Source organism: Erwinia sorbitola, assembly GCF_009738185.1.
Taxonomy (GTDB): Bacteria; Pseudomonadota; Gammaproteobacteria; order Enterobacterales; family Enterobacteriaceae; genus Erwinia; species Erwinia sorbitola.
In genome coordinates this window covers 260758-286006 of record NZ_CP046509.1, presented here as the reverse complement: position 1 = coordinate 286006, position 25249 = coordinate 260758, and the positions used below count along the sequence as shown (strand labels likewise).

Annotated in this window: 21 protein-coding genes and 2 pseudogenes; 15 read left to right on the top strand and 8 right to left on the bottom strand. The window is 55.1% G+C overall.

The features are described 5' to 3' along the window. Window positions 1-251 precede the first annotated feature (251 nt). Genes GN242_RS01205 through GN242_RS01185 form a run of 5 tightly spaced genes read left to right on the top strand, consistent with a single transcriptional unit; the run spans window position 252 to window position 5527 of the window. Window positions 252-575 carry a hypothetical protein gene (locus GN242_RS01205; protein ID WP_156286797.1) on the top strand — a complete coding sequence of 108 codons (324 nt, stop codon included), beginning with the start codon at window positions 252-254 and terminating at the stop codon, window positions 573-575. Then, the gene (locus tag GN242_RS01200) at window positions 568-2517 is read left to right on the top strand and encodes a DUF6531 domain-containing protein (RefSeq protein ID WP_156286796.1); all 1950 of its coding nucleotides are present in this window, start codon (window positions 568-570) and stop codon (window positions 2515-2517) included. Before GN242_RS01205 ends, GN242_RS01200 begins: the two co-directional genes overlap by 8 nt. Beyond that, window positions 2499-3905 (top strand): hypothetical protein, encoded by a 1407-nt coding sequence (locus tag GN242_RS01195; RefSeq protein ID WP_309547470.1) that lies wholly within the window; start codon window positions 2499-2501, stop codon window positions 3903-3905. The genes GN242_RS01200 and GN242_RS01195 overlap by 19 nt, the downstream gene beginning before the upstream one ends. A gap of 22 nt (window positions 3906-3927) precedes the next feature. After that, a complete protein-coding gene (locus GN242_RS01190) occupies window positions 3928-5169 on the top strand; it encodes an RHS repeat domain-containing protein (RefSeq protein WP_197094757.1) in 1242 nt (413 codons plus the stop codon). 1 nt (window position 5170) lies between these two features. Further along, complete coding sequence (locus GN242_RS01185; RefSeq protein WP_156286793.1) at window positions 5171-5527, top strand: hypothetical protein; 357 nt, start codon at window positions 5171-5173, stop codon at window positions 5525-5527. 57 nt (window positions 5528-5584) lie between these two features. On the opposite strand, the gene GN242_RS21695 is transcribed toward GN242_RS01185, so the two are convergent. Beyond that, a complete protein-coding gene (locus tag GN242_RS21695; protein WP_156286792.1) occupies window positions 5585-5725 on the bottom strand; it encodes a hypothetical protein in 141 nt (46 codons plus the stop codon). A 229-nt stretch (window positions 5726-5954) separates the two neighbouring features. Between GN242_RS21695 and GN242_RS01175 the strand changes: the two genes are divergently transcribed. The 5 genes and pseudogenes from GN242_RS01175 to GN242_RS01160 all read left to right on the top strand — a co-directional run. Next, window positions 5955-7286: an RHS repeat domain-containing protein gene (locus tag GN242_RS01175; protein WP_508610855.1), complete on the top strand. Its 1332-nt coding sequence runs from the start codon at window positions 5955-5957 to the stop codon at window positions 7284-7286. A 13-nt stretch (window positions 7287-7299) separates the two neighbouring features. Next, on the top strand, window positions 7300-7668 hold the full coding sequence (locus tag GN242_RS01170; protein ID WP_154753473.1) for a hypothetical protein: 369 nt from the start codon (window positions 7300-7302) through the stop codon (window positions 7666-7668). Between the two features lie 321 nt (window positions 7669-7989). Next, complete coding sequence (locus GN242_RS01165; RefSeq protein WP_156286790.1) at window positions 7990-8367, top strand: hypothetical protein; 378 nt, start codon at window positions 7990-7992, stop codon at window positions 8365-8367. Between the two features lie 311 nt (window positions 8368-8678). After that, a pseudogene (locus GN242_RS21895) lies at window positions 8679-8770 on the top strand (RHS repeat-associated core domain-containing protein); the annotation flags it as partial. A 27-nt stretch (window positions 8771-8797) separates the two neighbouring features. Beyond that, window positions 8798-9040, top strand: a pseudogene (locus GN242_RS01160) (integrase core domain-containing protein); the annotation flags it as partial. 40 nt (window positions 9041-9080) lie between these two features. Here the strand turns inward: GN242_RS01160 and iolE are convergent. The 4 genes from iolE to iolD all read right to left on the bottom strand — a co-directional run bounded on the left by iolE (window position 9081) and on the right by iolD (window position 14228). Beyond that, window positions 9081-9977: a myo-inosose-2 dehydratase gene (iolE, locus tag GN242_RS01155; protein ID WP_156286789.1), complete on the bottom strand. Its 897-nt coding sequence runs from the start codon at window positions 9975-9977 to the stop codon at window positions 9081-9083. A gap of 44 nt (window positions 9978-10021) precedes the next feature. Then, entirely contained in the window at window positions 10022-10906 is an 885-nt protein-coding gene (locus tag GN242_RS01150) for a sugar phosphate isomerase/epimerase family protein (RefSeq protein WP_154753470.1), read from the bottom strand. 172 nt (window positions 10907-11078) lie between these two features. Further along, window positions 11079-12089 (bottom strand): bifunctional inositol 2-dehydrogenase/D-chiro-inositol 1-dehydrogenase, encoded by a 1011-nt coding sequence (iolG, locus tag GN242_RS01145; RefSeq protein WP_154753469.1) that lies wholly within the window; start codon window positions 12087-12089, stop codon window positions 11079-11081. A 198-nt stretch (window positions 12090-12287) separates the two neighbouring features. Then, a complete protein-coding gene (gene iolD / locus GN242_RS01140) occupies window positions 12288-14228 on the bottom strand; it encodes a 3D-(3,5/4)-trihydroxycyclohexane-1,2-dione acylhydrolase (decyclizing) (RefSeq protein WP_154753468.1) in 1941 nt (646 codons plus the stop codon). Between the two features lie 660 nt (window positions 14229-14888). On the opposite strand from iolD, the gene GN242_RS01135 reads away from it, so the two are divergent. Both GN242_RS01135 and GN242_RS01130 read left to right on the top strand, forming a co-directional pair. Beyond that, window positions 14889-16811, top strand: coding sequence for a bifunctional 5-dehydro-2-deoxygluconokinase/5-dehydro-2-deoxyphosphogluconate aldolase (locus GN242_RS01135; protein WP_156286788.1), 1923 nt, complete (start codon window positions 14889-14891; stop codon window positions 16809-16811). Between the two features lie 240 nt (window positions 16812-17051). Next, on the top strand, window positions 17052-17906 hold the full coding sequence (locus GN242_RS01130; protein WP_154753466.1) for a MurR/RpiR family transcriptional regulator: 855 nt from the start codon (window positions 17052-17054) through the stop codon (window positions 17904-17906). A 135-nt stretch (window positions 17907-18041) separates the two neighbouring features. Here GN242_RS01130 and iolB read toward each other — a convergent pair whose 3' ends face one another. Together iolB and GN242_RS01120 are read right to left on the bottom strand one after the other, a co-directional pair. Then, window positions 18042-18863 (bottom strand): 5-deoxy-glucuronate isomerase, encoded by an 822-nt coding sequence (gene iolB, locus GN242_RS01125; protein ID WP_154753465.1) that lies wholly within the window; start codon window positions 18861-18863, stop codon window positions 18042-18044. Between the two features lie 46 nt (window positions 18864-18909). Next, window positions 18910-20415 carry a CoA-acylating methylmalonate-semialdehyde dehydrogenase gene (locus GN242_RS01120; RefSeq protein WP_154753464.1) on the bottom strand — a complete coding sequence of 502 codons (1506 nt, stop codon included), beginning with the start codon at window positions 20413-20415 and terminating at the stop codon, window positions 18910-18912. Window positions 20416-20934: 519 nt separating this feature from the next. On the opposite strand from GN242_RS01120, the gene GN242_RS01115 reads away from it, so the two are divergent. Both GN242_RS01115 and GN242_RS01110 read left to right on the top strand, forming a co-directional pair. Beyond that, window positions 20935-21750 carry a TIM barrel protein gene (locus GN242_RS01115; protein WP_154753463.1) on the top strand — a complete coding sequence of 272 codons (816 nt, stop codon included), beginning with the start codon at window positions 20935-20937 and terminating at the stop codon, window positions 21748-21750. 154 nt (window positions 21751-21904) lie between these two features. Further along, window positions 21905-22942 carry an AI-2E family transporter gene (locus GN242_RS01110; protein WP_154753462.1) on the top strand — a complete coding sequence of 346 codons (1038 nt, stop codon included), beginning with the start codon at window positions 21905-21907 and terminating at the stop codon, window positions 22940-22942. Window positions 22943-23009: 67 nt separating this feature from the next. Here the strand turns inward: GN242_RS01110 and GN242_RS01105 are convergent, their stop codons facing one another. Next, the gene (locus tag GN242_RS01105) at window positions 23010-23696 is read right to left on the bottom strand and encodes a FadR/GntR family transcriptional regulator (RefSeq protein WP_154753461.1); all 687 of its coding nucleotides are present in this window, start codon (window positions 23694-23696) and stop codon (window positions 23010-23012) included. Between the two features lie 215 nt (window positions 23697-23911). On the opposite strand from GN242_RS01105, the gene GN242_RS01100 reads away from it, so the two are divergent. Next, the gene (locus tag GN242_RS01100; protein ID WP_154753460.1) at window positions 23912-25201 is read left to right on the top strand and encodes an MFS transporter; all 1290 of its coding nucleotides are present in this window, start codon (window positions 23912-23914) and stop codon (window positions 25199-25201) included. Window positions 25202-25249: the final 48 nt, after the last annotated feature.

Below are 25249 nucleotides of genomic sequence, written 5' to 3'. Positions count from 1 at the left end.
CTCAGTAATGACTCTTCCCGCCCTACATTTTTCCCTCTTATATAAATACCCGCTCCCGTCACTGATTATCAGCCACTGGTCGATCGCGGTCACAGAATCGGCCTTTCGACACGGCCACAGCGCTAACAGGCTGGTTATTAACAAGAAATGCTGGCAGGGTATATGCGATTTTCTCACTATTTGACTCAGCTGTAATCACCAGCTGACGCAGCAGGCGGAGCCTGCGCGTTAATTTCCAGGAAGGAAAAAAGATGTTTTCTGATAATTCAAATAATCCTGCCGCGTTCGCTGGCAGGTCTCCCGGCGGTCTGCAATTTACGCTTACCCCTGCGGGTCTGTCACCGGACGCCCTGGCGGTGATCCATTTTACCCTGAAAGAGCGTTTTTCCACCCCGTTTCAGCTCAACGTCAGCCTGGCGGGCGCGGAGCTGTTGAGCATTGAGCATACCGGCAGGCAGCCGCAGCCGCAGCCGCAGGCGCCGGAGCAGGCGTCCGGCGGGCAGGGCACGGTGCCCGGCCGGGAACCAGAACAGAGCCTGAAGTGGAGGAAATTAACGGGGGCGGGCCATGAGTGACGCTAAATATTTAGCCGCCCGGGAAACGGACGTCCTGCTGCACACCTCGCTCCTCGCTGATTTTGTGTCCGGCGTGGTGAAGGGGGCCATCTATGCCGCCGCCGGGGCGGTCGCCTGCGCCGCCATGGCCGTCACGTTTCCCGCCTCACTGCTGGTCGGGGCCGCCGTGGGCGTCGCCGTCGGCTTTGTGTTTGGTGAAGCGGTGGATGCCGTGGCCGACACGGTCGCCGGCTGGTTCCCGCCTTCGGAAGATGCCCGCATTGTATCCGGCTCCGCCACCGTCCGCATCAGGGCGCTCCCCGCCGCGCGCGCCGCAGGCAAAATTCAGCGTGACGCGCTGTTAAGCCAGGCCGCCCCGGACGCGGAAGCCCCCTCCGGGGGCCGGGCGGCCCGGATAGCCGAGGGCATTTTCCGCAGGGGATTAACCCTGCTACAGATGGCGGCGGACGCCGGCCCGCTTATCCCGCTGAACGCCGCCGCCGCGGCGGTGAAGGCCGTCAGCCGGGAGGGAATGCCGCCGGCCGGCGGCCGCGCCGGTGACGACAGCGCCGCGAAGCCCGGCTTTCTGGCCTCGGCCGGCAGCAGCATCCTGTCGCCGGTGGTGGCCGGCGCGCATCCGGCCTCCTCCCCGGCGAACCTGGACAGGATTATCTGCACCAAATGGCATTTTAACGACGGCGGCCCCTATCTTGCCGAGGGGGCAAAGCGGGTGCAGATCAACAGCCAGCCCGCCTGCCGTACGGACGACCGCAGCACCTGCGAGGCCAGGATTGCGCCGGTGCAGACGGGCGGCAAAGTCCGCATCGGCGGGGACAGCGTGGTGGTACGCGACATCCGCAGCGGTAAAAACCCGTTTGCCGCCGCGGCCGGTGAGATTGCCGGGGGCCTCGCCGTGGGCCTCGTCGCGGCGGGCCGCCAGGCCATCATGACCTGTATCAAAACCACCGCATGCAGCTTCGTGAAAGAGGCGCTCGTGACGGCGGTGACCGCCGTGGGCTTCGCGGCCGTCGGGGAGGCGGTGTCGCGCATGATGTCCTCAGAGCATCCCGTGGACTATGCCACCGGCAGCAAAATCCTGGCGGGCGATGCGGAGCTGGATTTTGTGCTGGAGGGGCCCGTCCCCCTGCTCTGGCAGCGGATGTATCACAGCGGGAACTCCCGCCGGGGTGCGCTGGGAAAAGGCTGGAGCCTGCCGTCCGACGTCTCGCTTGAGATCCGCGATGAAAACGGCGAGGAGGCCCTTTACTACCGGGATCGCTCCGGCCGCGAGCTCGGCCTGGGCGTGGTGCCGGAGGGCATGAGCGTCCGCTACGTTGACGAGGGCTTTACCCTGTGGCGCAGCGTGCACAATCAGTTCCTGCTGCAGACCGCCGCCGGTGAGTTCTGCCTGTTTGAAGACCACCCCCTCCGGCCCGGCCACTTCCGCCTGCGCTGCGAGCTGGATCGCCATGAGAACGGCCTGGAATACCTGTATGACGCGCAGGGCCGGCTGCGGCAGATAGCCGGAGACCGGCAGGAACTGCGGGTGAACCTCAGCTATGAGCCGGAGCGGGATCGTCTGATCCGGGTGACGCAGGTTATCCGGCGCGGGGAGGAGGAGGCGGAAAGGCTGCTGGTGCAGTATCACTACGGCGATGCCGGGGAGCTGATCCGGGTGAGTGACGCCGACCACGTGACCACCCGCCGCTACGCCTGGGATCCTGAGCACGGGCTGATGACCGGCCACGCCTATGCCACCGGGCTGGCGGCGCGCTATCGCTACACGCTGTTCCCTGAGCGGGGCGGCGAGCCTGCGCACTACCGGGTGACTGAGCATACGCTGCTGGACGGCGACAGCCTGCTGGAGTCGGTGCGGCTGGAGTATGACCTCGCCTTCAGCCAGGTGGAGGTCACGGTGGAGGGGAAAGGGAGCAGCTACCGCCGCTGGGGCCGAACGCCCTGATCACCGGCTATGTTGACGAGCTCGACAACGTCTGGACGTTCGAATGGAGCGAGGCGGACAGGTTAACCCGGGTGACCGACCCGGATAATAATGCGTGGACGCTGGAGTATGACCTCAGCGGCAATCTGACGCACACCACCGATCCGGAGGGGCAGAAAACCCATACCCGGTGGCATGAGGACTTTGCCTTTCCGCTGGTGCGGGTGATGCCTGACGGCGGCACCTGGCGTTACCGGTATAACGACCGGGGGGATCTGGTGGCGCAGACTGACCCCGGCGGCGGGGAAACGCTGTTCGTCCGGGACGACGCGGGCCACTGCATCTGCCGGCGCGACCCGGGAAACAACGAGACGCACTACCGCTACAGCGCCAGCGGCCGGCTGCTGAACCGGACCGACTGCACCGGCAGCGTGACGCGGTTTATATATGATGACTACGGGCAACTCAGCCTTATCCAGAACGCCCTGCACCAGACGGAGCGCCTGACGTTTTCCCCCGCGGGGCGGCTGCTGACGCAGCGGTTTGCCGGAGGGGGCGTGCGGGAGTACCGCTACGCGGCCTCCGGGCTGCCGGAGTGCATCAGCGGGGACGGGGAAACCCGGGTGCGCTACCGCTATAACGCGCGGGGGCAGGTGACGGAGCGGCGGGAGGACGGAAAGCGGGTGCGCTTTGAGTATGATAATTTTGGCCGCCTGAGCGCGCTGTACAATGAGAAGGGCGAGCCCTTCCGGTTTGCTTACAGCGCGCTGGACGGGCTGATGCGCGAGGTTCGTCCGGACGGCACGGTGCGGGAGCTGACCCGTAACCGGCTGGGGGCGGTGGTGAAAGAGAGGCTGCTGGGGACGCAGGGCGGCGAGCTGTGCACCACCCTGGTGCGCGACAGGGCCGGGCGTCTGGTGCGGCGGGAGGGGGCGGACTGCCGTACCGAATATGAGTACCGGCCGGGCTCGCTGCACATCCGGCATGCCGGGCAGGCCGCCTGCCGGGCGGCGCTGTCCGCGGGGCAGCCGCCTGAGTACCGGACGGTCTCCTTTGACTTTGACGCCGCGGGGCAGCTGGCCGGGGAGCGTAACCACGGGGGGCAGTACCGGTACGGGTATGACGCCGGCGGCAGCCTCGTCAGCACCGCCTACCCGGACGGGAGCCGGCTGCTGCACTGCCGCTACGGCAGCGGACACCTGCTCCAGAGCGAGTTCCTGCACGGGGGGGAGCGGCACACGCTGGCGGAATACGCGCGCGACCGGCTGCACCGTGAGACGGAGCGAACCCTGGGGGCGCTGACGGAGCGGACGGAGTACGATGCTGCGGGGCGCATCACGGCGAAAACTGCCGGCGGCAGGCGGCAGGCCGGCCCTTCGCCCGGTGCTGGCGCGGCGCTGGCAGTATGACCGCCGCCACCGGATGGTGAAGATGACGCTGACGACCGGACAGGAGGCGGGCGGATACGGGGTGAGGCAGGACACGCGCTGGGAGTATGACGGGGCTGACCGGGTGCTGGCCCGGTACGCGGAGGGGCGGGAGGAGGCGTTCCGCTGGGACGCGTCGGGTAACCTGCTGAACGGCGGGGCGGTGGCGTGGAACGACCAGGTGAGCCGGGCGGGTGATTACCGCCACGAGTGGGACGAGTTCGGGCGGCTGGCGCGGCGCATCAGCGTGAAGGACAGCGCGGTGCAGCACCTTCACTACGACGGCGACGGGCGCGTGACGTCGGTGACGTTCAGCGGGCATCCCCGCTACCGGGAGGTGTGCTATGACTACGACGGCCTGGGGAGGCGGACGGCCAAAACGGTGAAGCATGTGAGCCCGTACGAGCCGGATAAGCGGACGGATTTTTACTGGCAGGGGATGCGCCTGAGCGCAGAGCAGGGGACGCACGAGGCGCTGACCTTCCACTTTTATCACGGAGAGAGCCACACGCCGCTGGCGCGGTATGACAGCGGCGAGGGCGGGATGCGGTACGTACATGCGGAAGTGAACGGGATGCCGCAGGCGCTGAGTGACAGGGAGGGAAACACGGTGTGGCGTCCGCTGCATACGGGGCTGTTTGGGGTCATCAGAAGGGAGGAGAGCCGGCTGTCGCCGTATGCGGCGAGGCAGAACCTGCGTTTTGCGGGACAGTACTATGACGAAGAGACGGGGCTGCATTATAATCCGCTGAGGTACTACGATCCGGGGAGCGGGAGCTTCACGCAGCCGGATCCGATAGGATTAAGGGGCGGGATAAACCTGTATGCGTACGGGCCGAATCCGTTAACTTGGATCGATCCGCTTGGGTTATCACCGGTCAGTCCTAAAACGGTTTTATATTCCCAGAACGATATCAATCCAATATTTGATGATGGACGAAGTATTAATGACCTCAAGCACCGTTTAATAAATGATCCATCATATATCAACCAAGTTGAGCCTATTCGTAAAGTTAGAATGCTTGATTTACCTGCCAACGTTCAGGAACGATTATTATCTCAAGGTGCGCATAAACATTCGGTGTTTAGTTTAGATAATAGACGTCTTTATGCTGCTAAAGAGGCTGGGATATCTAAGATACCATCTAGGTGGGCAACTCCTGCTGAGTTGGCTGAAATTAAAATTGATCGAAGATTTACGACTCAAAATGGTGGTGAATCAATAGGGGTAAGAGGTTGCCATTGATATGAAAATGAAAGAAATAGAAACAAAATATGGTGTTATTTTTGGACGTAATGCTTTGATCTTATCCAATACGGATTTAAATTTTCACCCATTTAAGTTGGCTATTAAGGCATCATTGTCACTATCTGCTTGTAGACCGGCGATCATGAACTATCCTGATGTGGATATTCAGTTTTTATTTGATGAAATAGAAAGCTTATCTATATATAAAATTGATGATTATCCATACGAAAAATATACAGAATCAAGCTTTGATGAGGTTGAAGGTGTGTATAAAAATGGCAGAAAAAGAATTGTATTAAGTACTTATGATCATGTTTTTGATGTGGTTGGGAAGTATAAATTGAAATACGAGTAGCTATAATGGCTGGAAAAACCAACAGATCTTTCCAGCTATTTCCATGCGGTTGATAGGTTAAACCCTGATCCCCCCGAGCGCCGCTTTAGCGGCGTTCTTCATATCCCGGTTAGCCTGCTTAATCTGCCGCATTTGCTGGCGCAGGGCTTCCTGCTCACGTTTCAGATCTTCCACTTCTTCACTGTCCAGAACCAGCACAATACAGCCGTCAGATGTTTACTGCCGCTACGGCAGCGGACACCTGCTCCAGAGCGAGTTCCTGCACGGGGGTGAGCGGCACACGCTGGCGGAATACGCGCGCGACCGGCTGCACCGTGAGACGGAGCGAACCCTGGGGGCGCTGACGGAGCGGACGGAGTACGATGCTGCGGGGCGCATCACGGCGAAAACTGCCGGACGGCAGGCGGCAGGCCGGCCCTTCAGCCCGGTGCTGGCGCGGCGCTGGCAGTATGACCGCCGCCACCGGATGGTGAAGATGACGCTGACGACCGGACAGGAGGCGGGCGGATACGGGGTGAGGCAGGACACGCGCTGGGAGTATGACGGGGCTGACCGGGTGCTGGCCCGGTACGCGGAGGGGCGGGAGGAGGCGTTCCGCTGGGACGCGTCGGGTAACCTGCTGAACGGCGGAGCGGTGGCGTGGAACGACCAGGTGAGCCGGGCGGGTGATTACCGCCACGAGTGGGACGAGTTCGGGCGGCTGGCGCGGCGCATCAGCGTGAAGGACAGCGCGGTGCAGCACCTTCACTACGACGGCGACGGGCGCGTGACGTCGGTGACGTTCAGCGGGCATCCCCGCTACCGGGAGGTGTGCTATGACTACGACGGCCTGGGGAGGCGGACGGCCAAAACGGTGAAGCATGTGAGCCCGTACGAGCCGGATAAGCGGACGGATTTTTACTGGCAGGGGATGCGCCTGAGCGCAGAGCAGGGTACGCACGAGGCGCTGACCTTCCACTTTTATCACGGAGAGAGCCACACGCCGCTGGCGCGGTATGACAGCGGCGAGGGCGGGATGCGGTACGTACATGCGGAAGTGAACGGGATGCCGCAGGCGCTGAGTGACAGGGAGGGAAACACGGTGTGGCGTCCGCTGCATACGGGGCTGTTCGGGGTCATCAGAAGGGAGGAGAGCCGGCTGTCGCCGTACGCGGCGAAGCAGAACCTGCGTTTTGCGGGACAGTATTATGACGAAGAGACGGGGCTGCATTATAATACGCTGAGGTACTACGACCCGGGGAGCGGGAGCTTCACGCAGCCGGATCCGATAGGGCTGGCGGGGGGGATAAACCTGTATGCTTATGCGCCGAATCCGCTGGGGTGGATCGATCCGCTAGGACTTAGCAGCTTAAGTAGCATCCAACAGCAAATAGATGCGATCTTGCTAGAGCATCTCCCAGCGATACAGAAAATAGATCCAAACGCAACTGTCGGATACCGAGGTAGTGCCGCAAGCGGAATAAGTAAATCCCATGATCCGGCGCTTGCTAAACCTATTAATCTAAAAGACTTTGATGTGGACGGGTTCATCCACTCGGATTATTTAGCTAACAATCCTGTATTTGATAATAGAAGACGCGAGGCATTTATGATATCAGGAATGAGTGAAATAGAAGCTTCAATAGATAGGCGGTTGAGACAGGCTATTCCTGGGCTAAGAAATGAGCCTTTTGGTTTTAGGATATTCCCAACTCATGAGATAGATGCAATGGCAAGATCTGGAGATGTTCAACGTCGGTTGGGTAGCGGTGGATGTTAATTAAGGGTGCGAAATGAAAAAAAACAATAGACGTTTAAGTATTGTACTGCTCGAAGATATTCCTTTTGATAAATTAATTCCTAAACTAGAAAAGGCATTTAGTATAAAGTTACCTTATAAAGATGATAAAGGGCGTGATATAGCTAGAGCAACCATGGAGGGTTACTCATTGGAGGTTGTGGATAGAATTGATCGGTTAGGGGATTTTCTTTGTGATGATTTTCATATTCTCTACATTATCTTAAATTCAGAAGATGATTTCAATTCTTCTTTTGAAGACTCAATTAGTAAAAATTTAAAAGAAGGGAATATAAAGTGGAAATATGCAACATGGTCAAGGTTAAGTGAGTCTGAAGATTGGCGTAGAATATTTCCAAGTTAAAAATATGAAAAATATTATATAGTTCATTATGAAAAGTTTATTAGTTTCTAGGCCAGCATATTAACCTGCTGTATCTTAATCACCACCTGACCGGGCATCATGTTGAGCGCCAGCGGTTGCCTTGTCAGGCGGTGCTATCTTAAATACGGTGCGACAACACAAATCTTTTACATGGGTATGATAGTGTGACTGGTTCTGTGGTATGGAATCCAGGGCAGTAAGAAGAGGGGCATCGCCAACAAGCAGAGTAAGTCAATTGGAAATTTTCTCAGATAAAGCAGCAGCGCTGTTTGATCGTTTTAAAGTTAAAGGTTGTTAGCTATGATGGATAAAAATAAGATTGTTGACCAAATTTCATTTATTAATGATAAAAAACCGACGGAAAATATAATTTTCAATTTTCATACGTGGGTGGAAATAATAAAAGCCATCATGGTGAAATATGCTAATAAATCAGAAGATGAAGCAGAGTCTCTCATGTTTTCTTCGCCTTTAGTAAAAAATGCACTAGATGGTTATATGGCGATTGTTGTTCGGTGCCATGAGTTGGAATATCATTGGGCGATGGAGTTAGCCTATGGAGAGCAGTATTGGCAAAAAGGTATTAGCTCTCAGGAGCCAGATGATTATTTAATGTGGGACGAGAAGTATAGAAAAGACCACAATTTAGCTGAAGAAAGCTTTGTATTTAGTGATTGATAAAATGCACACTGGAAAGGTCACCCTTGAATCTTTCCAGTTTTTTACCCTGTTGCTACGTTAGTATATTACCTTGCTTAACCCGAATTATCACCTTGCAGGGTATCACGCAGATTATGGTTCTATTGAATTCTAATGTTCGCTTGGCCGAGCATCACGTTGGTCTTGAGATATTCTTGAATCTCAATAATCTATATTTATATTATCATCTGATTTAAAATATTTTTGTGCAGATAAAGACTATCACGGAAGGGCGGTAGCGTATGAACTACGATGCAACATCCTTGACCTATTACAACTCAAATAGGTAGTACGACCCAGAGGTAGGGCGGTTCACGCAGCCGGATCCGATAGGGCTGGCGAGGGGATAAACCTGTATGCGTACGGGCCGAATCCGCTGGGGTGAATCGATCCGCTCGGATTAGCAAATTACCAGTCAATCCATAAAAAGCACGGGCTAATCTGCTCAATAACAGATGGCTATAACTGCTATCAGAACGCATTGGCGAAAAGGGTAAACGGGATACTGAAGACGAAGTTTTTGCTATCCCGCCCGGCAGATCGGGAGCAGACAAGAGAGATGGCGAGGGAATCGATAGAAATTTACAACAGAGAGCGGCCTCATCCGTCGCTAAAATACAAAACGCCCGATGCAGTGCATCAGGCGTTTTAAAAGCATGAAAGTGTCAACCTATGCCAGGACTCGTCAGCTGTTACAGCCCGGCGTGTTCGCGAATGTACTTACGCGCTTTTACCGCATACTCAAACGGGTTCGCCAGGGCAGGATCCTGCTCCGCTTCCACCACCATCCAGCCTTTGTAGCCGAAATCGTCGAGGATTTTAAACACCGGATCAAAATCGATCACACCGTCGCCCGGTACAGTGAAGGTACCTTTTTTCACACCATCAAGGAATGACAGCTTCTGACTTTTGACCTGAGCAACCACCTCATCGCGCACATCTTTTAGATGCACATGATTAATACGCGGCAGGTATTTGGTCAGGATTGCCAGCATCGCCTCCTGTGAACCTTCCGAGTAGTAAGCATGGCCGGTATCAAACAGCAGGTACACATCATCGTTAGTCTCGGCCATAAAGCGATCCACCTCGGCAGTGGTCTGAATACCGGTACCCATATGGTGATGCAGACCCACGGTCATGCCCTTCTCAGCGGCCAGTTTCGCCAGCTCGTTGTAGCCTTCTACGGTCAGGCGCCACTGCTCATCGGTAAAATGTGGCTTCTCTTCCAGTACCGCTTTGGTGGTGCCCTGGATGCTCAGGCTCTGCTCTGAACAACCAATCACTTTTGCCCCCATCGCATGCAGGAAATCACGATGGTTAATGAATTCATCAATGGTTTTAGCTTTATCGCCGTTGGCGAAGAAGGTGCTGAACCACGCGTTGACGATCTGAATTCCGCGAATATCCAGCATCGGCTTTAACACCGCCGGGTCACGCGGATATTTGCTGCCAACTTCACTGCCGGTAAAGCCCGCCAGTGCCATTTCACTGACGATCTGCTGGAAAGTATTCTCTTTGCCCAGATCCGGCATGTCATCGTTGGTCCAGCCGATCGGTGCAATAGCCAGTTTAACGTTATCTTTGTTCATGGTGTTGCCTCAGGGGTTCACCGGGCGACCGCTGCCGCCCTGCTTTATTTTCTCAGCAGTTCTCGCTCGATCAGCTCGCGCGTTTCCACTGCCTGACGATTCATTTTTTCCGGGTAACCGAACAGCGAAGAGGCAATAATTGACTCGCCACCAACTTTGAACGTGCGGTTGGCAAAGTCCATATCGCGCAGCGTCTGGAACAGCGTCTGGAAATCTACTTCACCTTCGCCCACACCCACATGCTGGTGAATCGTGGCGTCAACGCCAGGCGGGTTCACAATATAGCGACAGTGTTTGGTGTGGTTCATGGTGTCAGCAATCAGCACGTGTGAAAGGTCAACACCGGAATACTCCAGCATGGTTTTCACATCGCCCTTCCCTTTGTCGTAGAAAAAGGTGTGCGGCACGCTGTAGAGGTATTTGACGTTCTCACTGCGGAACGATTTCACCATGTCGGCGGTTTCGTTGCTCTCTTCGCAGAAATCCCATGGATGAGACTGTATTTCGATGCGGATGCCCTCACGTTCGACGATAGGCAGCAGCTCTTCCATTGAGCGATAAAACATCTCTTCGCAGATTTCTGGCTCATTCGGATTACCGGAAAGCTCGGTATTAATCACCTGTACGCCGGTTTCCACCGCAATCTCAATCATCCGTTTCCAGTTTCTGACGGCGGCCTGACGGCGTGCCTCATCCGGACCGGACCAGCGATACACAACGATATAGGAGGAGATTTCCAGCCCGGTCTCACGCAGCGCGTTTTTGTATTCAGTGATAATTTCGCGGCTGGCTTTTGGATGCTTATAGAACGGGTTAATCTGCGGATGCGGGGACTGCTCAATATATTTGTAGCCCCAATCCGCCACCTGGTGAACCATTTTTGTGATGCCTAAATCCCGAATGACATCAACATCAAAGGCAATTTTCATCAGACTCTCCGTGAATAAATCAGTACGCTGTTTTACGGTGATCCCCCGTCGTGATGACGGGAGTTAAGCGCGTCTGGTTTCAATATTTCTACTGCTAAACCTCAGTCATTCCCGTTGCCGGACGCAGGCGCGTTCACCTTTTATCAGTCCGGCAGCGAAAAACAGGGCGGATTTAGTTGTAGAACGCTGGACGCGGCGGTAATTCCACCGGCTCAATCGCCCCGCTTTCCTGCGCTTTCAGGCAGGCATCAGCGGCAACGGATGCGGCATAGCCATCCCAGGCAGATGGCCCGGTCAGTTTGCCTGCGGTGACATCGTTGATAAATGCCTGCAATTCAACATCGTAAGCATCAATAAAACGGTCTTTCCAGTCGGTCAGGATAGCGGTAGAGAGCTTGGCCTCTTTACGCATCTGTACGGCGGATGGCTCAGGAAGTTTCGCAATACCTTCTTCACCCACCACTTCACATTGAATGTCGTAACCGTAAGCACAGTTAACGAAGATCTCCACATCGATGCGGATGCCCTTACGGGTTTCAAACAGCACGACCTGCGGATCACGCAGTTTTGCGTGAGTTTTCGAGGTAGAGCGCGGGAATACCACCTGTACCGATTTATAATCATCTTCGGTCAGCCAGCGCAGCACATCCAGCTCGTGAATCAGCGTGTTAGTGATGGCCATATCGGTGGTGTAGTTTTCCGGGACGGTTGGGTTACGGTGCGCGCAGTGCAGCATCAGCGGCTCGCCGATTTCACCTTTGGTAATTACCTCTTTCAGCGCGCGATAGCCGCTGTCATACGGGCGCATAAAACCAACCTGTACCAGACGTTTGCCAAACTTAATCTCGGCATCAACGATACGACGGCAGCCCGCCGCACTCAGCGCCAGCGGCTTTTCGCAGAATACCGGCTTGCCAGCTTCAATCGCCGCGAGGGTGAACTCTTCATGGGTTGGATCCCAGGAGGTCACCAGCACCGCATCAACGTTCGGTGATTTCACCACGTCATGGCCGTTGGCAAACACTTCAGCTTCAATACCGATACGGGTCAGCGCTGCTTTGGCACCGTCCACATTAATATCAGACACCGCAACGACCTGCGCACCCTGCAACACTTTGCTGCAACGGCGAATATGTTCCTGGCCGATAGCGCCGGTTCCGATTACACCTAATTTTAAAGTCATGATCTTTCCTTACGAGTAGGGGGTAAGAGCGGGTGCAATAAAGACGCCCGTTAAATCAACAACAAATTTCTATACCCAAAATAATTCTCGCCGCAGGAAGGCGGAATACCTGCGACTCCCCTGGCGCACAGATCACTATGTGACTGGGGTGAACAGGCGCAGACAAAGCACCTGCGGCGTGAAGAATTAAGGGTCTGATTAATATTTACGCGCCTGGTCGATATGTTCATTCAGCATCCGGGCCACAGCGTCTACGCGCTCTGATGTGGACACCTGGGCACCGCCTACGCGCCACCAGCTGAAATATTTGTGGATCATGGTTTTTGGCAGAACTTTAATATCAATCAGCGTTGATACCGTCTGTTTCTGCGCATCAATCAGCGCCGCCTGCAACTGCTCCAGGGTGGTGACGCGATAGGTTTTACAGCCGTAACCTGCCGCGATAGCCGCAAAGTCGACCGGTACAAAACCACCGTTCAGCTTGCCGCCTTCGGCATTACGGAAGCGGAACTCGGTGGTGAAGCTATCCATCCCGTGTTCCATTTGCAGGTTGTTAATGCAGCCGTTAGTCATATTATCCAGCAGGATCACGTTGATTTTCGCCCCCTCCTGGATTGAGGTAACCAGCTCGGAGTGCAGCATCATAAAGGAGCCATCCCCCACCATGGTGTAAACCTCACGGTGTGGTTCAGCCAGCTTAACGCCCAGTGAAGCGTTGACCTCGTAACCCATGCAGGAGTAGCCATACTCGACGTGATAGCTGTTGTAATCTTTGGTACGCCACATGCGTTGCAGGTCGCCCGGCAGGCTGCCCGCTGCCGCGACAATCACTGAATCCTTTGGGAGGTGCTCATTGAGCGTACCCAGCACGCCGCTCTGGGTCAGGAAAGAGTCAGTCAGGCGGTTAAACTCCGCCCACACAGCCTCGCGATCCATATGGTCATCAATTTCCGGTACATAATCAGTGCCGGTGTAAACGGATGAGTAAACACGCTGGGTTTCTTTCAGCAGTTTGCTCTGCGCCTGTGACACTTTTTCACCCCAGCCGCTGCTGAAGCCGGTGGCCGCCAGGCGAATAGTCAGTGCGTTCAGCGCTTCCTGCGCATCCGCCACAACCTGAACCGCATCCAGCTTGTAGGCATCAAAGTTGCTGACGTTGATATTGACGTAGTTGACATCCGGGTTCTGGAAAATCCACTTCGAGGCCGTAGTAAAGTCGGTGTAACGCGTACCGATACCAATTACCAAATCAGCTTCTTTCGCCAGCAGGTTGGCCGCCAGACAGCCCGTTTCACCCACGCCGCCAACGTTCAGCGGATGGTCAGAGACGATGGTGCCTTTGCCCGCCTGGGTTTCGGCAAACGGAATGCTGTAGCGCTCGGCAAAAGCCAGCAGCGCATCGCCAGCGCCGGAGTATTTCACTCCGCCGCCGCAGATAATCATTGGTTTTTTCTTACCGGCTATCAGCTTCAGTGCATCAGAGAGCTGGCCTTCGGTTGGCAGACGACGCTCCAGACGGTGTACGCGCTTCTGAAAGAAGTAGTCCGGGAAATCCCAGGCTTCACCCTGCACATCCTGCGGCAGCGAGAGAGTGACTGCGCCGGTGTCTGCCGGGTCGGTCAATACGCGCATGGCGTTGATACAGGCGGTCATCAGCTGTTCCGGACGACTGACGCGATCCCAGTATTTGCTGACGGCACGGAAAGCATCGTTGGTGCTGATGCTCAGATCGTGGCTCTGCTCAATTTGTTGCAGCACCGGATCAGGCTGTCGGGTGGCAAAGACATCCCCTGGCAGCAGCAGTAACGGTATACGGTTTGCCGATGCAGTTGCAGCAGCGGTAATCATATTCGCCGCACCCGGCCCCACGGACGAGGTACAGGCAATGATTTCGCGGCGCAGCTTCTGTTTGGCAAAACCGATGGCCGCATGTGCCATACCCTGTTCATTGCGCCCCTGGTAAACCACCAGATCGCCACTATCCTGCTCCAGCGCCTGGCCTAAGCCCAACACGTTACCGTGACCGAAGATAGCGAAAATGCCTTTAACAAATTTGGTTTCAACGCCGTCTACCGACAGATACTGGTTGTCCAGGAATCTGACCAGAGCCTGTGCGGTGGTTAATCTGATCGTGCCCATTTGCTCTTCCTTTCAGTGTCGGTGACCACTTCATAAGATCCACCGAGGTTCGCATTTGTGGTCGCCTTGAGGGTCAAAACGGCGACAGCTATAAGTGAAACGTGAGCCGATTATAAACAAATATTTTTTTCACTAAACACAATTACAGAAGAAACATTTCATTTTGCGAGTGAGATCAAATTCTGCACTGAAACGGGAGGAAATGGGGTGATTTACATCGGGTAAATGAAACGATAACAATACCTTTACTACTGAAAGGAAAAAATCGTTTCACATCAATATCTTCACTGAAGCGCCATAAGAAAGTTGAGAGGCTGCTCACATCTCTGTAATGCTGCGAAACACCGCACCTCCGCCGGGTAGCTAAATCCACGACGCAAGAGTTTTAACCACCTCACATTTTTGGGGCAATAATTTCATTTCATATTGAAATTGGAATTTTTATTCCTCATACTTTGCTACATGTTATACCCCAACTAATTCGAGTAGCAGCCAGCGTATATGCGCCTTGAAGAGTGAGGGGTATAGATCCGGAACCGATCGTGTTAATGCGCCACGATCCTCTGGAGACGCTCAACAGCATCGGCACTATCCGTACTCACTGGCGTTACATGACAACGGTCAGGAGGCAGGATATAAAAAACAGAGGAAACAACAGGTATGAGTACACAACAGAAGCGGCTCGATGTGATTTGTATCGGGCGTATCGCTGTCGACCTTTATGGCCAGCAAATTGGTGCGCGCCTTGAAGATGAAACCACCTTTGCGAAATATCTTGGTGGTTCCTCTGGCAACGTTGCCTACGGTACTGCGATTCAGGGGCTGAAATCTGCCATGCTGGCACGCGTTGGTGATGAACACATGGGCCGTTTCCTGCGTGAAGAGTTGCAGCGTGTTGGCTGTGATACCCAGAGCCTGATTACTGATAAAACCCGCCTGACCGGCCTGGTGATCCTCGGGATTAAAGATAAGGAAACCTTCCCGCTGGTGTTTTACCGCGATAACTGCGCAGATATGGGCCTGGTTCCGGACGATATTCAGGAAGAGTACATCGCGTCCTCCCGTGCGGTTGCTGTCACCGGTACCCACCTTTCACACGCAGATACCCGTGCAGCGGTGCTGAAAGCGTTAGATATCGCCCGTCGTCACGGCCTGCGCACAGCGCTGGATATCGATTATCGTCCGGTTCTGTGGGGGCTGACCTCGCTGGGCGATGGCGAAACCCGCTTTGTCGAGTCCGAGCGAGTAACGCAGCAGTTGCAGGAAGTACTGCACTATTTTGACCTGGTCGTCGGTACCGAAGAGGAGTTCCATATTGCCGGTGGCAGCACCGACAGTCTGACTGCGCTGAAAAACGTGCGTAAAGCGACAAAAGCTACGCTGGTGTGCAAACGAGGCCCGCTGGGCTGTGTGGTATTTGAAGGTGATATTCCCGACAGCTGGGAAGAGACCAAATTGCAAACCGGCGTACGGGTTGAAGTGCTGAACGTGCTGGGCGCAGGCGATGCCTTTATGTCCGGTCTGCTGCGCGGCTGGCTGAACGACGAAAGCTGGGAGCAGGCCTGCCGCTACGCTAACGCCTGCGGTGCGCTGGTGGTATCACGTCACGGTTGCGCCCCGGCCATGCCGACAAAAGAGGAGCTGGACGACTTCCTCAGCCGCGATAAAGAGGTGAAACGCCCTGACCTCGACAGCCGCCTTAACCACCTGCACCGCGTCACCACCCGTAAGCAGCAGTGGAATGAGCTGAACATTTTTGCCTTCGACCATCGCAAACAGCTGGCCGATATGGCGGCGGAAGCGGGCGTCGATGATTCACGTATCCCGGATTTGAAACTGCTGCTGCTTCAGGGTGCACAGGCCGCAGCAAAAGAGGCCGGCCTGGACAATGGTCGCTGCGGTATCCTGGCGGACACCACCTATGGTCAGCCAGCGCTGAACGCCATTACCGGCAAAGGCTGGTGGATTGGCCGCCCTATTGAGCTGCCAAGTTCGCGTCCGCTGCGTCTTGAGCACGGTAACATCGGCTCCCAGCTGGTGGACTGGCCTCAGGAGCACGTCGTTAAATGTCTGACTTTCTACCATCCGAAAGATAGCGCAGAGATGCGTAAAGAGCAGGATGAGCTGATTCTTGACGTATGGAAAGGCTGTAACAAATCTGGCCATGAGCTGCTGCTGGAAGTGATCCTGCCGGAAAGTAACCCGGATAAAGATGAAAAGTACTATCTGGAGATCCTCAGCCACTTTTACAGTTTAGGTATTCAGCCTGACTGGTGGAAGCTGCCGCCACTGTCACACAGCAGCTGGGAAGCAATCAGCGCGCTGATTGAGAAAAACGACCCACACTGCCGCGGCATTCTGCTGCTGGGCCTGGATGCGCCGGAAGCCGAACTGAAAGCCGGGTTCGCTGCCGCCGCTAAATCCCCTTGGGTGAAAGGGTTTGCTGTGGGTCGCACCATCTTCGGTCAGCCATCACGCCAGTGGTTGCAGGGTGAGCTGGATGATGCCTCGCTTGTGGAAAAAGTGAAAAACAACTATCTGACACTGATTGGTTACTGGCGCGACGCGCGTCCGGCGAAGTAACACCGGCACGATCCCCGGTAGCACGATCCATCAATAAGGGTAACCTGGCACAGGGTTACCCTTTTTTTATGAAATGAATTTATTATTTTGCCGAAAAGCACAAAAGGTTATGATTTTGTGAACTGATTCCCAACCCTGATGAAATAGAAGCCGCTGCTTTCTTCATCAAGTGAAATTTTTTGTTCATCTGGTAGAATAACGCGAAGAAGAACATTATTTTCCTTTCTTGCGAGCCGTTTAATGAATAATAATCCGACCCAGCTCTCTCTGTTGCAGGACGATATCCGCCGTCGCTACGACACTCTCAGTAAACGCCTGAAACAGGTGGCTCGCTACATTCTCGATAACAGCAACAGTATCGCCTTTGATACCGTCGCCTCTATCGCCCAGCAGGCGGATGTTCCGCCTTCCACGCTGATCCGTTTCTCGAATGCTTTCGGTTTTAGCGGCTTCAATGAAATGAAGCAGGTTTTCCGCCAGCATCTGATGGAAGAAACGGTTAACTATACCGAGCGTGCGCGTCTGTTCCGCCAGACCGCTACCGACGAGTCCGCCAGCGCCCCGGAAAGCCCGGCTGAAATCCTCAATGTGTTTACTATGGTCAACTCGCAGGCGCTGCAACAGCTGGCGATGCAGGTCAACCCAGAGCAGCTGGAAAAAGCGGTGAAACTGCTGGATGAAGCTGACAACATCTATGTTATCGGCTTACGTCGTTCATTCAGCGTTGCGTCTTACCTGACCTATGCCCTGCGCCATCTGGAGCGTCGGGCGTTTCTGATTGATGGTCTGGGTGGGATGTTTGCCGAGCAGCTGAGTATGGTCAACCCAAAAGACGTGGTGATTGCCATCAGCTATTCGCCTTATGCACGTGAAGCGGTGGAGCTGGTGGAGCTTGGCGCGAAACGCGGTGCGCATCAGATTGCAATTACCGACAGCCAGGTCAGTCCGCTGGCCGCCTTCAGCGATGTCTGTTTTGTGGTGCGTGAAGCACAGGTTGATGGCTTCCGTTCTCAGGTTGCCTCGCTGTGTCTGGCACAGACGCTGGCCGTGTCGCTGGCGCTTACCAACGTTGATCCGAATAAATCCCGCCCATAAGAAAACGGGCTGCCTGTGAGGGTAGCCCGTTTCGTCGTCCGTTTTAGCATCAGCGTGGGTTACCGTAATCCGCAAACACAGTATGAATTCTCGCAGGGGTCAGGCATGCCTGACCCGAAAACGATCGCCCATACATTATCCTTTACGCGGATACTCATCGCTGTTCACCCAGGCATGATCTTTCTCCCAGGTAAATTTCCACAGACGCACCGGCCCGGCCATCACATTCAAATAGTAGTTGTCATAACCGGCAACGGTCGACATCGGATGATAGCCGCGCGGAACGGTGACCACATCCTGATTATACGGAGCCATACAAACATCCAGCGAGCGATCGTCGGTATAAACACGCTGCATTGCAAAACCACGATCCGGATTGAAACGATGATAATACGTCTCTTCCAGATAGGTTTCGTCCGGTGAATCTTCCTGATCGTGCTTATGGCTGGGATAGGAACTGGTATTACCTTCGTCGGTATACACTTCTACCACCAGCAGGCTGTCGGCAGGTTTATCATCGGGCAGAATATTGTGAACCAGGCGTTTGTTATTACCTTTACCACGCTGTTCGACGCCGACATCTTCAGGAGCGATTAACCGTGCAGGCAGCTTGCCCTCAGTGGCAGGTGCACTGCATACCGCCAGCTCCAGATCAGACTCCGCCACCACTTCCACCTGCTCGTTATGCGGTACATAAACAGAATAAGGCGGTGTGCGTTCAAACGGGGACATGCGCTTGCCGATATGCGGAAATTCGGCCTGACGGGTTTTTACTGAAGCCAGCCCGGCGACCAGCACAAGGCACAGCTCTTTGCTGCCGCTTTCCAGCCTCAGCGTCTGACCCTTTTTCAGCTGGTAAGCATCAAAGCCGACGTAGCGCCAGCCAGCGCTTTCCGGGGTGATGTGCTGGATACGGCCCTGCGCATCCGGCTGTTTTACTTTGGATAGCAATGACATACAGCCTCCTGTCTGTAAGGGCGAGGTTCCCCCCGCCCGTATTCAATTATCCCAGCGTAGGCATGCTGAACTCAGACACAGTTTTCTGACCGCTCGGCCAGCGTACGGTGGCGGTTTTCATGCGGGTGTAGAAGCGCACACCGTCCGGCCCGTGCACATTCAGCGCACCAAATACGGAACGTTTCCAGCCACCAAAGCTGTGGAAGGCCATCGGAACCGGAACCGGGACATTAACGCCAACCATGCCCGCCTGAACTTCGCGCACGAAGTCGCGGCCAGTGTGACCATTGCTGGTGAAGATGGCGCTGCCGTTACCGAACTCGTGGCTGTTAACCAGATCCAGTGCCGTTTTGTAATCAGGTGCGCGCACGATGCTCAACACCGGCCCGAAGATCTCTTCACGCCAGATCACCATATCAGTGGTGACGTTATCGAACAGCGTCCCGCCCACATAATAGCCATCAGGATGACCTTCTACCTGGATGCCCCGTCCATCAACCACCAGCTTCGCGCCCTCAGCTTCGCCTTTATCGATGTAGCCCAGCACTTTTTTCTGGTGCGCGGCTGAAACCACCGGCCCCATCTCGTTTTCGTCTTTGCCTTTGTGGATACCAGGGCCAACACGCAGCGCTTTCACCAGCGGAGTCAGCGCGGCAATCAGTTTATCTGCGGTATCGTCGCCCACGGCCACTACAACCGGCAGTGCCATGCAGCGCTCCCCGGCAGAGCCGAAAGCGCCGCCCATGATGGCGTTAACTGTCGCTTCCAGGTCAGCATCTGGCATCACGATAGCGTGGTTTTTCGCCGCGCCAAATGCCTGCACACGCTTACCGTGGGCGCTGGCGGTGGTATAGATATGCTCTGCCACACCTGAAGAGCCCACGAAGCTCACAGCCTGAACACGCGGATCCTTGTACAGCTGCTCGGCATTTTCGTTCGAGCTGTGAATAACGTTGAACACACCATCCGGCAGGCCCGCTTCAGTCAGCAGTTCAGCCATACGCACGGCGGCTGAAGGGTCAAGAGCCGGTGGCTTGAGTACGAAAGTATTACCGCAGGCCAGCGCAATCGGGAACATCCACAGCGGCACCATCGCCGGGAAGTTGAACGGGGTAATCCCGGCCACCACGCCCAGCGGCTGCATCAGTGAATAGCTGTCAACGCCGGTGGCCACATCGGCAGAGTTTTCACCTTTAATCAGATGCGGGATGCCGCAGGCAAACTCCACCACTTCCAGACCACGGGTCAGTTCACCCAGCGCATCGGACCAGACTTTACCGTGCTCACTGACGATCAGTCCGGCCAGCTCATCACGGTGCTCTTCCATCAGGGATTTAAAGTTAAACAGAATACGTGCACGGCGCAGCGGCGAAGTACGAGACCAGCTATCGAATGCTTCATGCGCAACGGCAATCGCATTTGCCACTTCATCACTGGTGCTCTGCGTCAGTTCGCGCACCGGTTTGCCGGTTGCCGGATCGTAAATTGGAATGGTTTCGTTGCTGGCGCTCAGAGATGTTTTACCGCCAATAAAGTTTCCTACGATAGTCATGTGCTGGCCTCTGTATTAGTAATGAATTCCCTGGCAGGCAGTCTGACGTCATACCGCTGCCTAACCGGGCAAAACCTTGATTCGTGTTGAGACAGTATAATATTGGAATAAATTTTTCAAATATTACACTTTAGAAAATTCGTTTTTAGCGGGCTGGATCGCATTTTTCTATGGTGATGTTGTGGTGACTTTCACGCGGGAATGATGTGCGCTAAAAAAAGCGCGCAGCTCAGGTGGAGTGCGGAGCAGCCGTTTCACTACGCCTGCCAGAAAACACCCTGTTTTGCCCTGCATAAACCTAAGGATTACCTGGGATAAATTTGAGCCTTAACGCACACAGAGTGAAATTTTGCGAGACGGATCTAAAAATTTAAATTTCATTATTAACTAAATATGAAATAAATGTTCTCTTATGGCCTGTGTACGACTTTCGACCAGCCTGGCAATCAATAAAAATGGCTGGCGGTACACCTTTAATGAACTTTTTACCTTCCTACCCTACTCAACAGGAGCCACACGATGGCTATCGATCCAACCCGTTTCTGTATTAACCGTAAAATTGCACCCGCTCTCAGCATTGAGGCATTTTTCCAGCTGGTGCAAAAGCTGGGTCTGCATAAAGTTGAACTGCGTAACGATATGAAAGGCGGCAGCGTCACCGATAACCTGAGCCATCAGCAGGTTCATGCGCTGGCAGAGCAGTATGGTCTGGAAATTGTCACTATTAACGCGCTGTATCCGTTTAATCAGATCAGTGACGACCTGCTGGCCCGTGCCGAAAGCCTGCTGAAAGATGCTCAGGGGATTGGGGCGAAAGCGCTGGTCATGTGCCCGCTGAACGACGGCACCAGGATATCTGCCGAAGAGACGCAGCAAGCGCTGACTACGCTGGCACCGTTATTTGCCCGCTATGGCGTGGAAGGGCTGGTAGAGCCGCTGGGTTTCCCGGTGAGTTCTCTGCGTTCAGCCGCGCAGGCACAGCAGCTTATCAGGCAGGCCGGGGTGCCGTTTAAGATCGTGCTGGATACCTTCCATCATCATCTGTATGAAGGAGCAGAGCAGGATTTTGCCAGCGGTATTGATGTCAATCAGATTGGCCTGGTGCATCTCTCCGGCGTGGTCGACAGCCGCCCGGTCAGTGAACTGACTGACGAAGAGCGTCTGATGCTCAGTCACGACGATCTGCTGAAAAGCGTCTGGCAGGTGCAGCGTCTGGAAAAGCTGGGCTACACCGGGATTTACGCCTTTGAGCCGTTTGCCTCGGAGATGGATAACTGGAGTGCGGCAGATATCGAGCGCGAGATCCGTCAAAGTATTGAGCTGTTGCAGGCGTAATCCCCAGGGGCGAGGTGTGCCTCGCCCTGATAATTCCTCGCTGAAAAACCCTGTTCCGCTCTCCTGTCCCTCTAAATACGATCATTCCGAAAGTGAATAGAGAGTCGTTGATTGCCACTACACTTGCTGCGCATATCATCAAAACGGAGACGCAATGAAGCCATTGCAGCAGGAGAAGATCGGGCAAAATATTTTGCTGAAACTGGCAACGCTGGTAGTGATTCTGGGTGGGATCAAACTGTCAGCTGAGATCGTGGTGCCGTTCCTGATGGCGCTGTTTTTCGCTATCGTGCTCAACCCGCTGGTAAGCTGGCTGATGCGGCGAAAAATGCGACGCGGCCTCGCCATCAGTCTGGTGGTGGTAGTGGTACTGATTGGGCTGGCGCTGCTGATTGCCATGATTGCCGGATCGTTACAGGAGTTTAGCGAGGTTTATCCCCAGCTTCAGGCGCAAACGCAGCAAAAGCTGGCCGTGGTACAGCATTTTGCCGCTCGTTTTCATATTATGATCTCCCCTGAGTCGCTGGCGCAGCGGCTGGATCCCAACGCCGTGATGGATGTTGCCACCACCATGCTGGGGCAGTTTTCCGGGGCAATGGCGCAAATTATTCTGGTAATGATGACGGTGATTTTCATGCTGTTTGAGGTTCATCATCTGCCATATAAGCTGCGCTACGCGCTGGTAAATCCGCAGATCCGTATTGCCGGGATGCATAAAGCGCTCAAAGGCGTAACCCACTATCTGGCGCTGAAAACCCTGATTAGCCTGGCGACCGGGGTGCTGGTCTGGCTGGCGCTGCTGGCGCTGGGGGTTAAATTCGCCCTGCTGTGGGGTGTGGTGGCCTTTGTGCTGAACTTTGTACCCAATATCGGGCCGGTAATTGCCGGTATTCCGCCTGTATTGCAGGCGCTGCTGCTGAACACTCCGCTGGAGGCAGGGCTGGTTGCGGGGCTGTTTATCACCATTCATATGCTGCTGGGCAATCTGCTGGAACCAAGAGTGATGGGGCGCGGGCTGGGCCTGTCGAGCCTGGTGGTATTTCTTTCGCTGATATTCTGGGGCTGGCTGCTCGGCCCGGTGGGTATGCTGCTATCCGTACCGCTGACCAGCGTTTGTAAAATTCTGATGGAGACCACTCCCGGCGGCGGCAAGCTGGCGATCCTGCTGGGTAACGGACGGAAATCAGCCTGAGGTCAGGCTGGTATCAGTTACCCGGATGCCGCAGGATCTCTCACTGCCTCGTCCGGGTTAACCCCCCTCACTCCACAAACAGCCTGTCGTACACATGCTGCAAATGGCGATCCATGCAGACCCGCGCCTGAACGGCATCGCGGGCAATAATGGCACGGGCAATATCCTCGTGATCCTGGTTCATCTCACGCGGAAAATCGTTCTCAGCGTAGTGGCTCTCAAGCCGCACAAAGCGCGAGCTCTTACGCTTATTCCACAGATATTCCATCATATCGCGCAGCACCTCATTGCCGGTCATCTCGGCAATCAGCAGGTGGAAGCGCTTATCTTCCCGCAGGAATTTCTCGTCATTGATATGTAACTGGGTGAGATCCTGGGTGATCTCCTGCAACTCAGCGCGCTGATCGTCGCTGCCGTTGCGCGCTGCCAGTTCAGCCGTCATCGCTTCATAGACCTGACGCGCTTTGATCAGCGCTTTGAGGCTGAACTCCTCTTCTGAAGGAGCATCGTCGCTTTCTGGCAGCGGATTCATTACGTAAACGCCGTTGCCGGTGCGGATCTCGACCCAGCCGGTAATTTCCAGCGCAATCAGCGCTTCGCGAATTGACGAACGGCTGACGCCCAGCTGTTTCGCTAACTCTCTTTCCGGCGGCAGGATCGCCCCGGCAGGGAACTGCCCCTTTTTAATGCAGCCAATCAGCAGGTTAGAAATCTGCCGGTACAGGCGCTCTACTTTCAGTGTCGGTAATTCCATAACCGTTCCAGGCGCAAGAGGTGATGAAGAGAGCTTATCACAGGGCCTGCACTGCGTGTAAATGAACCCGGGATCATCGTGCTGCGATCGCGATCACGGAATCCGACTCCCCTTCGCGTTTATCCTGTGGCCCAGCGGCCTGACCACTGGGCCAGACAACCTACCCCTGTGACTACCTGATAAAAAACGGCCGTTGAGCCGTACGAGGAACACCGATGACGGTTTCAACCTTTGAATCACCAGTGCAAAAATCCAGCCGCCTGCGGCGCATTCAGACTGTTTCGCTGACGCTGCTGTTCCTCGCGGGGATCATTAACTTTCTTGACCGTGGATCGCTGTCGATCGCTAATGCGGCGATCCGTAACGATCTCGGCCTGTCTGCCACTGAATTTGGCGTACTGCTCTCGGCATTTTCTCTCTCTTATGGCATCTCCCAGTTACCCAGCGGCCTGCTGCTGGATCGCTTCGGGCCGCGCATCGTCCTCGGCGGCGGCCTGCTGTTCTGGTCAGTGATGCAGGGAATGGCCGGTGCCGTAAACAGCTTCAGCCACTTTATTATGTTACGTATTGGCCTTGGGATCGGCGAAGCGCCGTTTATGCCGAGCGGCGTCAAAGTCGTTAATGACTGGTTTAACGCCCGGGAACGCGGTTTGCCAATGGGGATTTTTAACTCCTCAACCACCTTCGGTCAGGCGTTTGCACCGCCGATTCTAGTGGCGCTGATGCTGGCATTTGGCTGGCGCATGATGTTTGTAATTATCGGGGTAGCCGGGGTAGCCATTGCCCTCTGCTGGTATGCCTGGTATCGCAACCGCGACCGCTTCGCCCTCACGCCCGAAGAGCAGGAGTACCTTAATCAGGGCTCTGTGCCGTCGCAAAAAACCCGCGTATCGCTGAAAGAGTGGGGAGCACTGTTTAAGAAGCGCACCGTATGGGGAATGATCCTCGGTTTCAGCGGCGTAAACTACACCGGCTGGCTCTATCTCTCCTGGCTGCCAGGCTATTTACAGGCCGAACGCGGTCTGAGCCTGACCAATACCGGCTGGGTCGCCGCCATCCCGTTTCTGTTTGGTTCGATAGGTATGCTGGTCAACGGTACTGTCGCCGACCGTCTGGCGCGCCGTGGTTATGGGCTGGCAAAAACCCGTAAGGCGCTGATTTGCCTGGGTCTGGTCTGCTCCGCCGCCTGTACACTGCTGGTGGTGCAGTCCACGTCTACCGCAATGGCGGTGGGCTTTATCAGCATGGCGCTGTTCTTTGTGCACTTTGCCGGAACCTCCGCATGGGGACTGGTACAGGTGATGGCTCCGTCACGCATGGTGGCATCGGTCAGCAGCATTCAAAACTTCGGCAGCTTTATCTGTGCCTCATTTGCTCCGATTGTTACCGGCTGGGTGGTCGATACCACCGGCTCGTTCAATATGGCGCTGGTGATCTGCTCCTGCGTCACTTTTGCTGGCGCGCTGGCCTATTTCTTTATCGTTAAAGACCCGATCGCAGATTAATTAACTCACTATGATGGGGCGCTATCGGCGCAGTCGATTTTGCCCCGA

Excerpts from the sequence above, each read along its gene's own strand:
- GN242_RS01170 (WP_154753473.1), top strand. The coding sequence starts at position 7,300 with ATGAAAAAAAACAATAGACGTTTAAGTATTGTACTGCTCGAAGATATT.
- GN242_RS01200 (WP_156286796.1), top strand. The coding sequence starts at position 568 with ATGAGTGACGCTAAATATTTAGCCGCCCGGGAAACGGACGTCCTGCTG.
- GN242_RS01100 (WP_154753460.1), top strand. The coding sequence starts at position 23,912 with ATGACGGTTTCAACCTTTGAATCACCAGTGCAAAAATCCAGCCGCCTG.
- GN242_RS01205 (WP_156286797.1), top strand. The coding sequence starts at position 252 with ATGTTTTCTGATAATTCAAATAATCCTGCCGCGTTCGCTGGCAGGTCT.
- iolE (WP_156286789.1), bottom strand. The coding sequence starts at position 9,977 with ATGAACAAAGATAACGTTAAACTGGCTATTGCACCGATCGGCTGGACC.
- iolB (WP_154753465.1), bottom strand. The coding sequence starts at position 18,863 with ATGTCATTGCTATCCAAAGTAAAACAGCCGGATGCGCAGGGCCGTATC.
- GN242_RS01115 (WP_154753463.1), top strand. The coding sequence starts at position 20,935 with ATGGCTATCGATCCAACCCGTTTCTGTATTAACCGTAAAATTGCACCC.
- iolG (WP_154753469.1), bottom strand. The coding sequence starts at position 12,089 with ATGACTTTAAAATTAGGTGTAATCGGAACCGGCGCTATCGGCCAGGAA.
- GN242_RS01135 (WP_156286788.1), top strand. The coding sequence starts at position 14,889 with ATGAGTACACAACAGAAGCGGCTCGATGTGATTTGTATCGGGCGTATC.
- GN242_RS01150 (WP_154753470.1), bottom strand. The coding sequence starts at position 10,906 with ATGAAAATTGCCTTTGATGTTGATGTCATTCGGGATTTAGGCATCACA.
- GN242_RS01190 (WP_197094757.1), top strand. The coding sequence starts at position 3,928 with ATGACGCTGACGACCGGACAGGAGGCGGGCGGATACGGGGTGAGGCAG.
- GN242_RS01110 (WP_154753462.1), top strand. The coding sequence starts at position 21,905 with ATGAAGCCATTGCAGCAGGAGAAGATCGGGCAAAATATTTTGCTGAAA.
- GN242_RS01165 (WP_156286790.1), top strand. The coding sequence starts at position 7,990 with ATGATGGATAAAAATAAGATTGTTGACCAAATTTCATTTATTAATGAT.
- GN242_RS01105 (WP_154753461.1), bottom strand. The coding sequence starts at position 23,696 with ATGGAATTACCGACACTGAAAGTAGAGCGCCTGTACCGGCAGATTTCT.
- iolD (WP_154753468.1), bottom strand. The coding sequence starts at position 14,228 with ATGGGCACGATCAGATTAACCACCGCACAGGCTCTGGTCAGATTCCTG.
- GN242_RS01130 (WP_154753466.1), top strand. The coding sequence starts at position 17,052 with ATGAATAATAATCCGACCCAGCTCTCTCTGTTGCAGGACGATATCCGC.
- GN242_RS01185 (WP_156286793.1), top strand. The coding sequence starts at position 5,171 with ATGAAAATGAAAGAAATAGAAACAAAATATGGTGTTATTTTTGGACGT.
- GN242_RS01120 (WP_154753464.1), bottom strand. The coding sequence starts at position 20,415 with ATGACTATCGTAGGAAACTTTATTGGCGGTAAAACATCTCTGAGCGCC.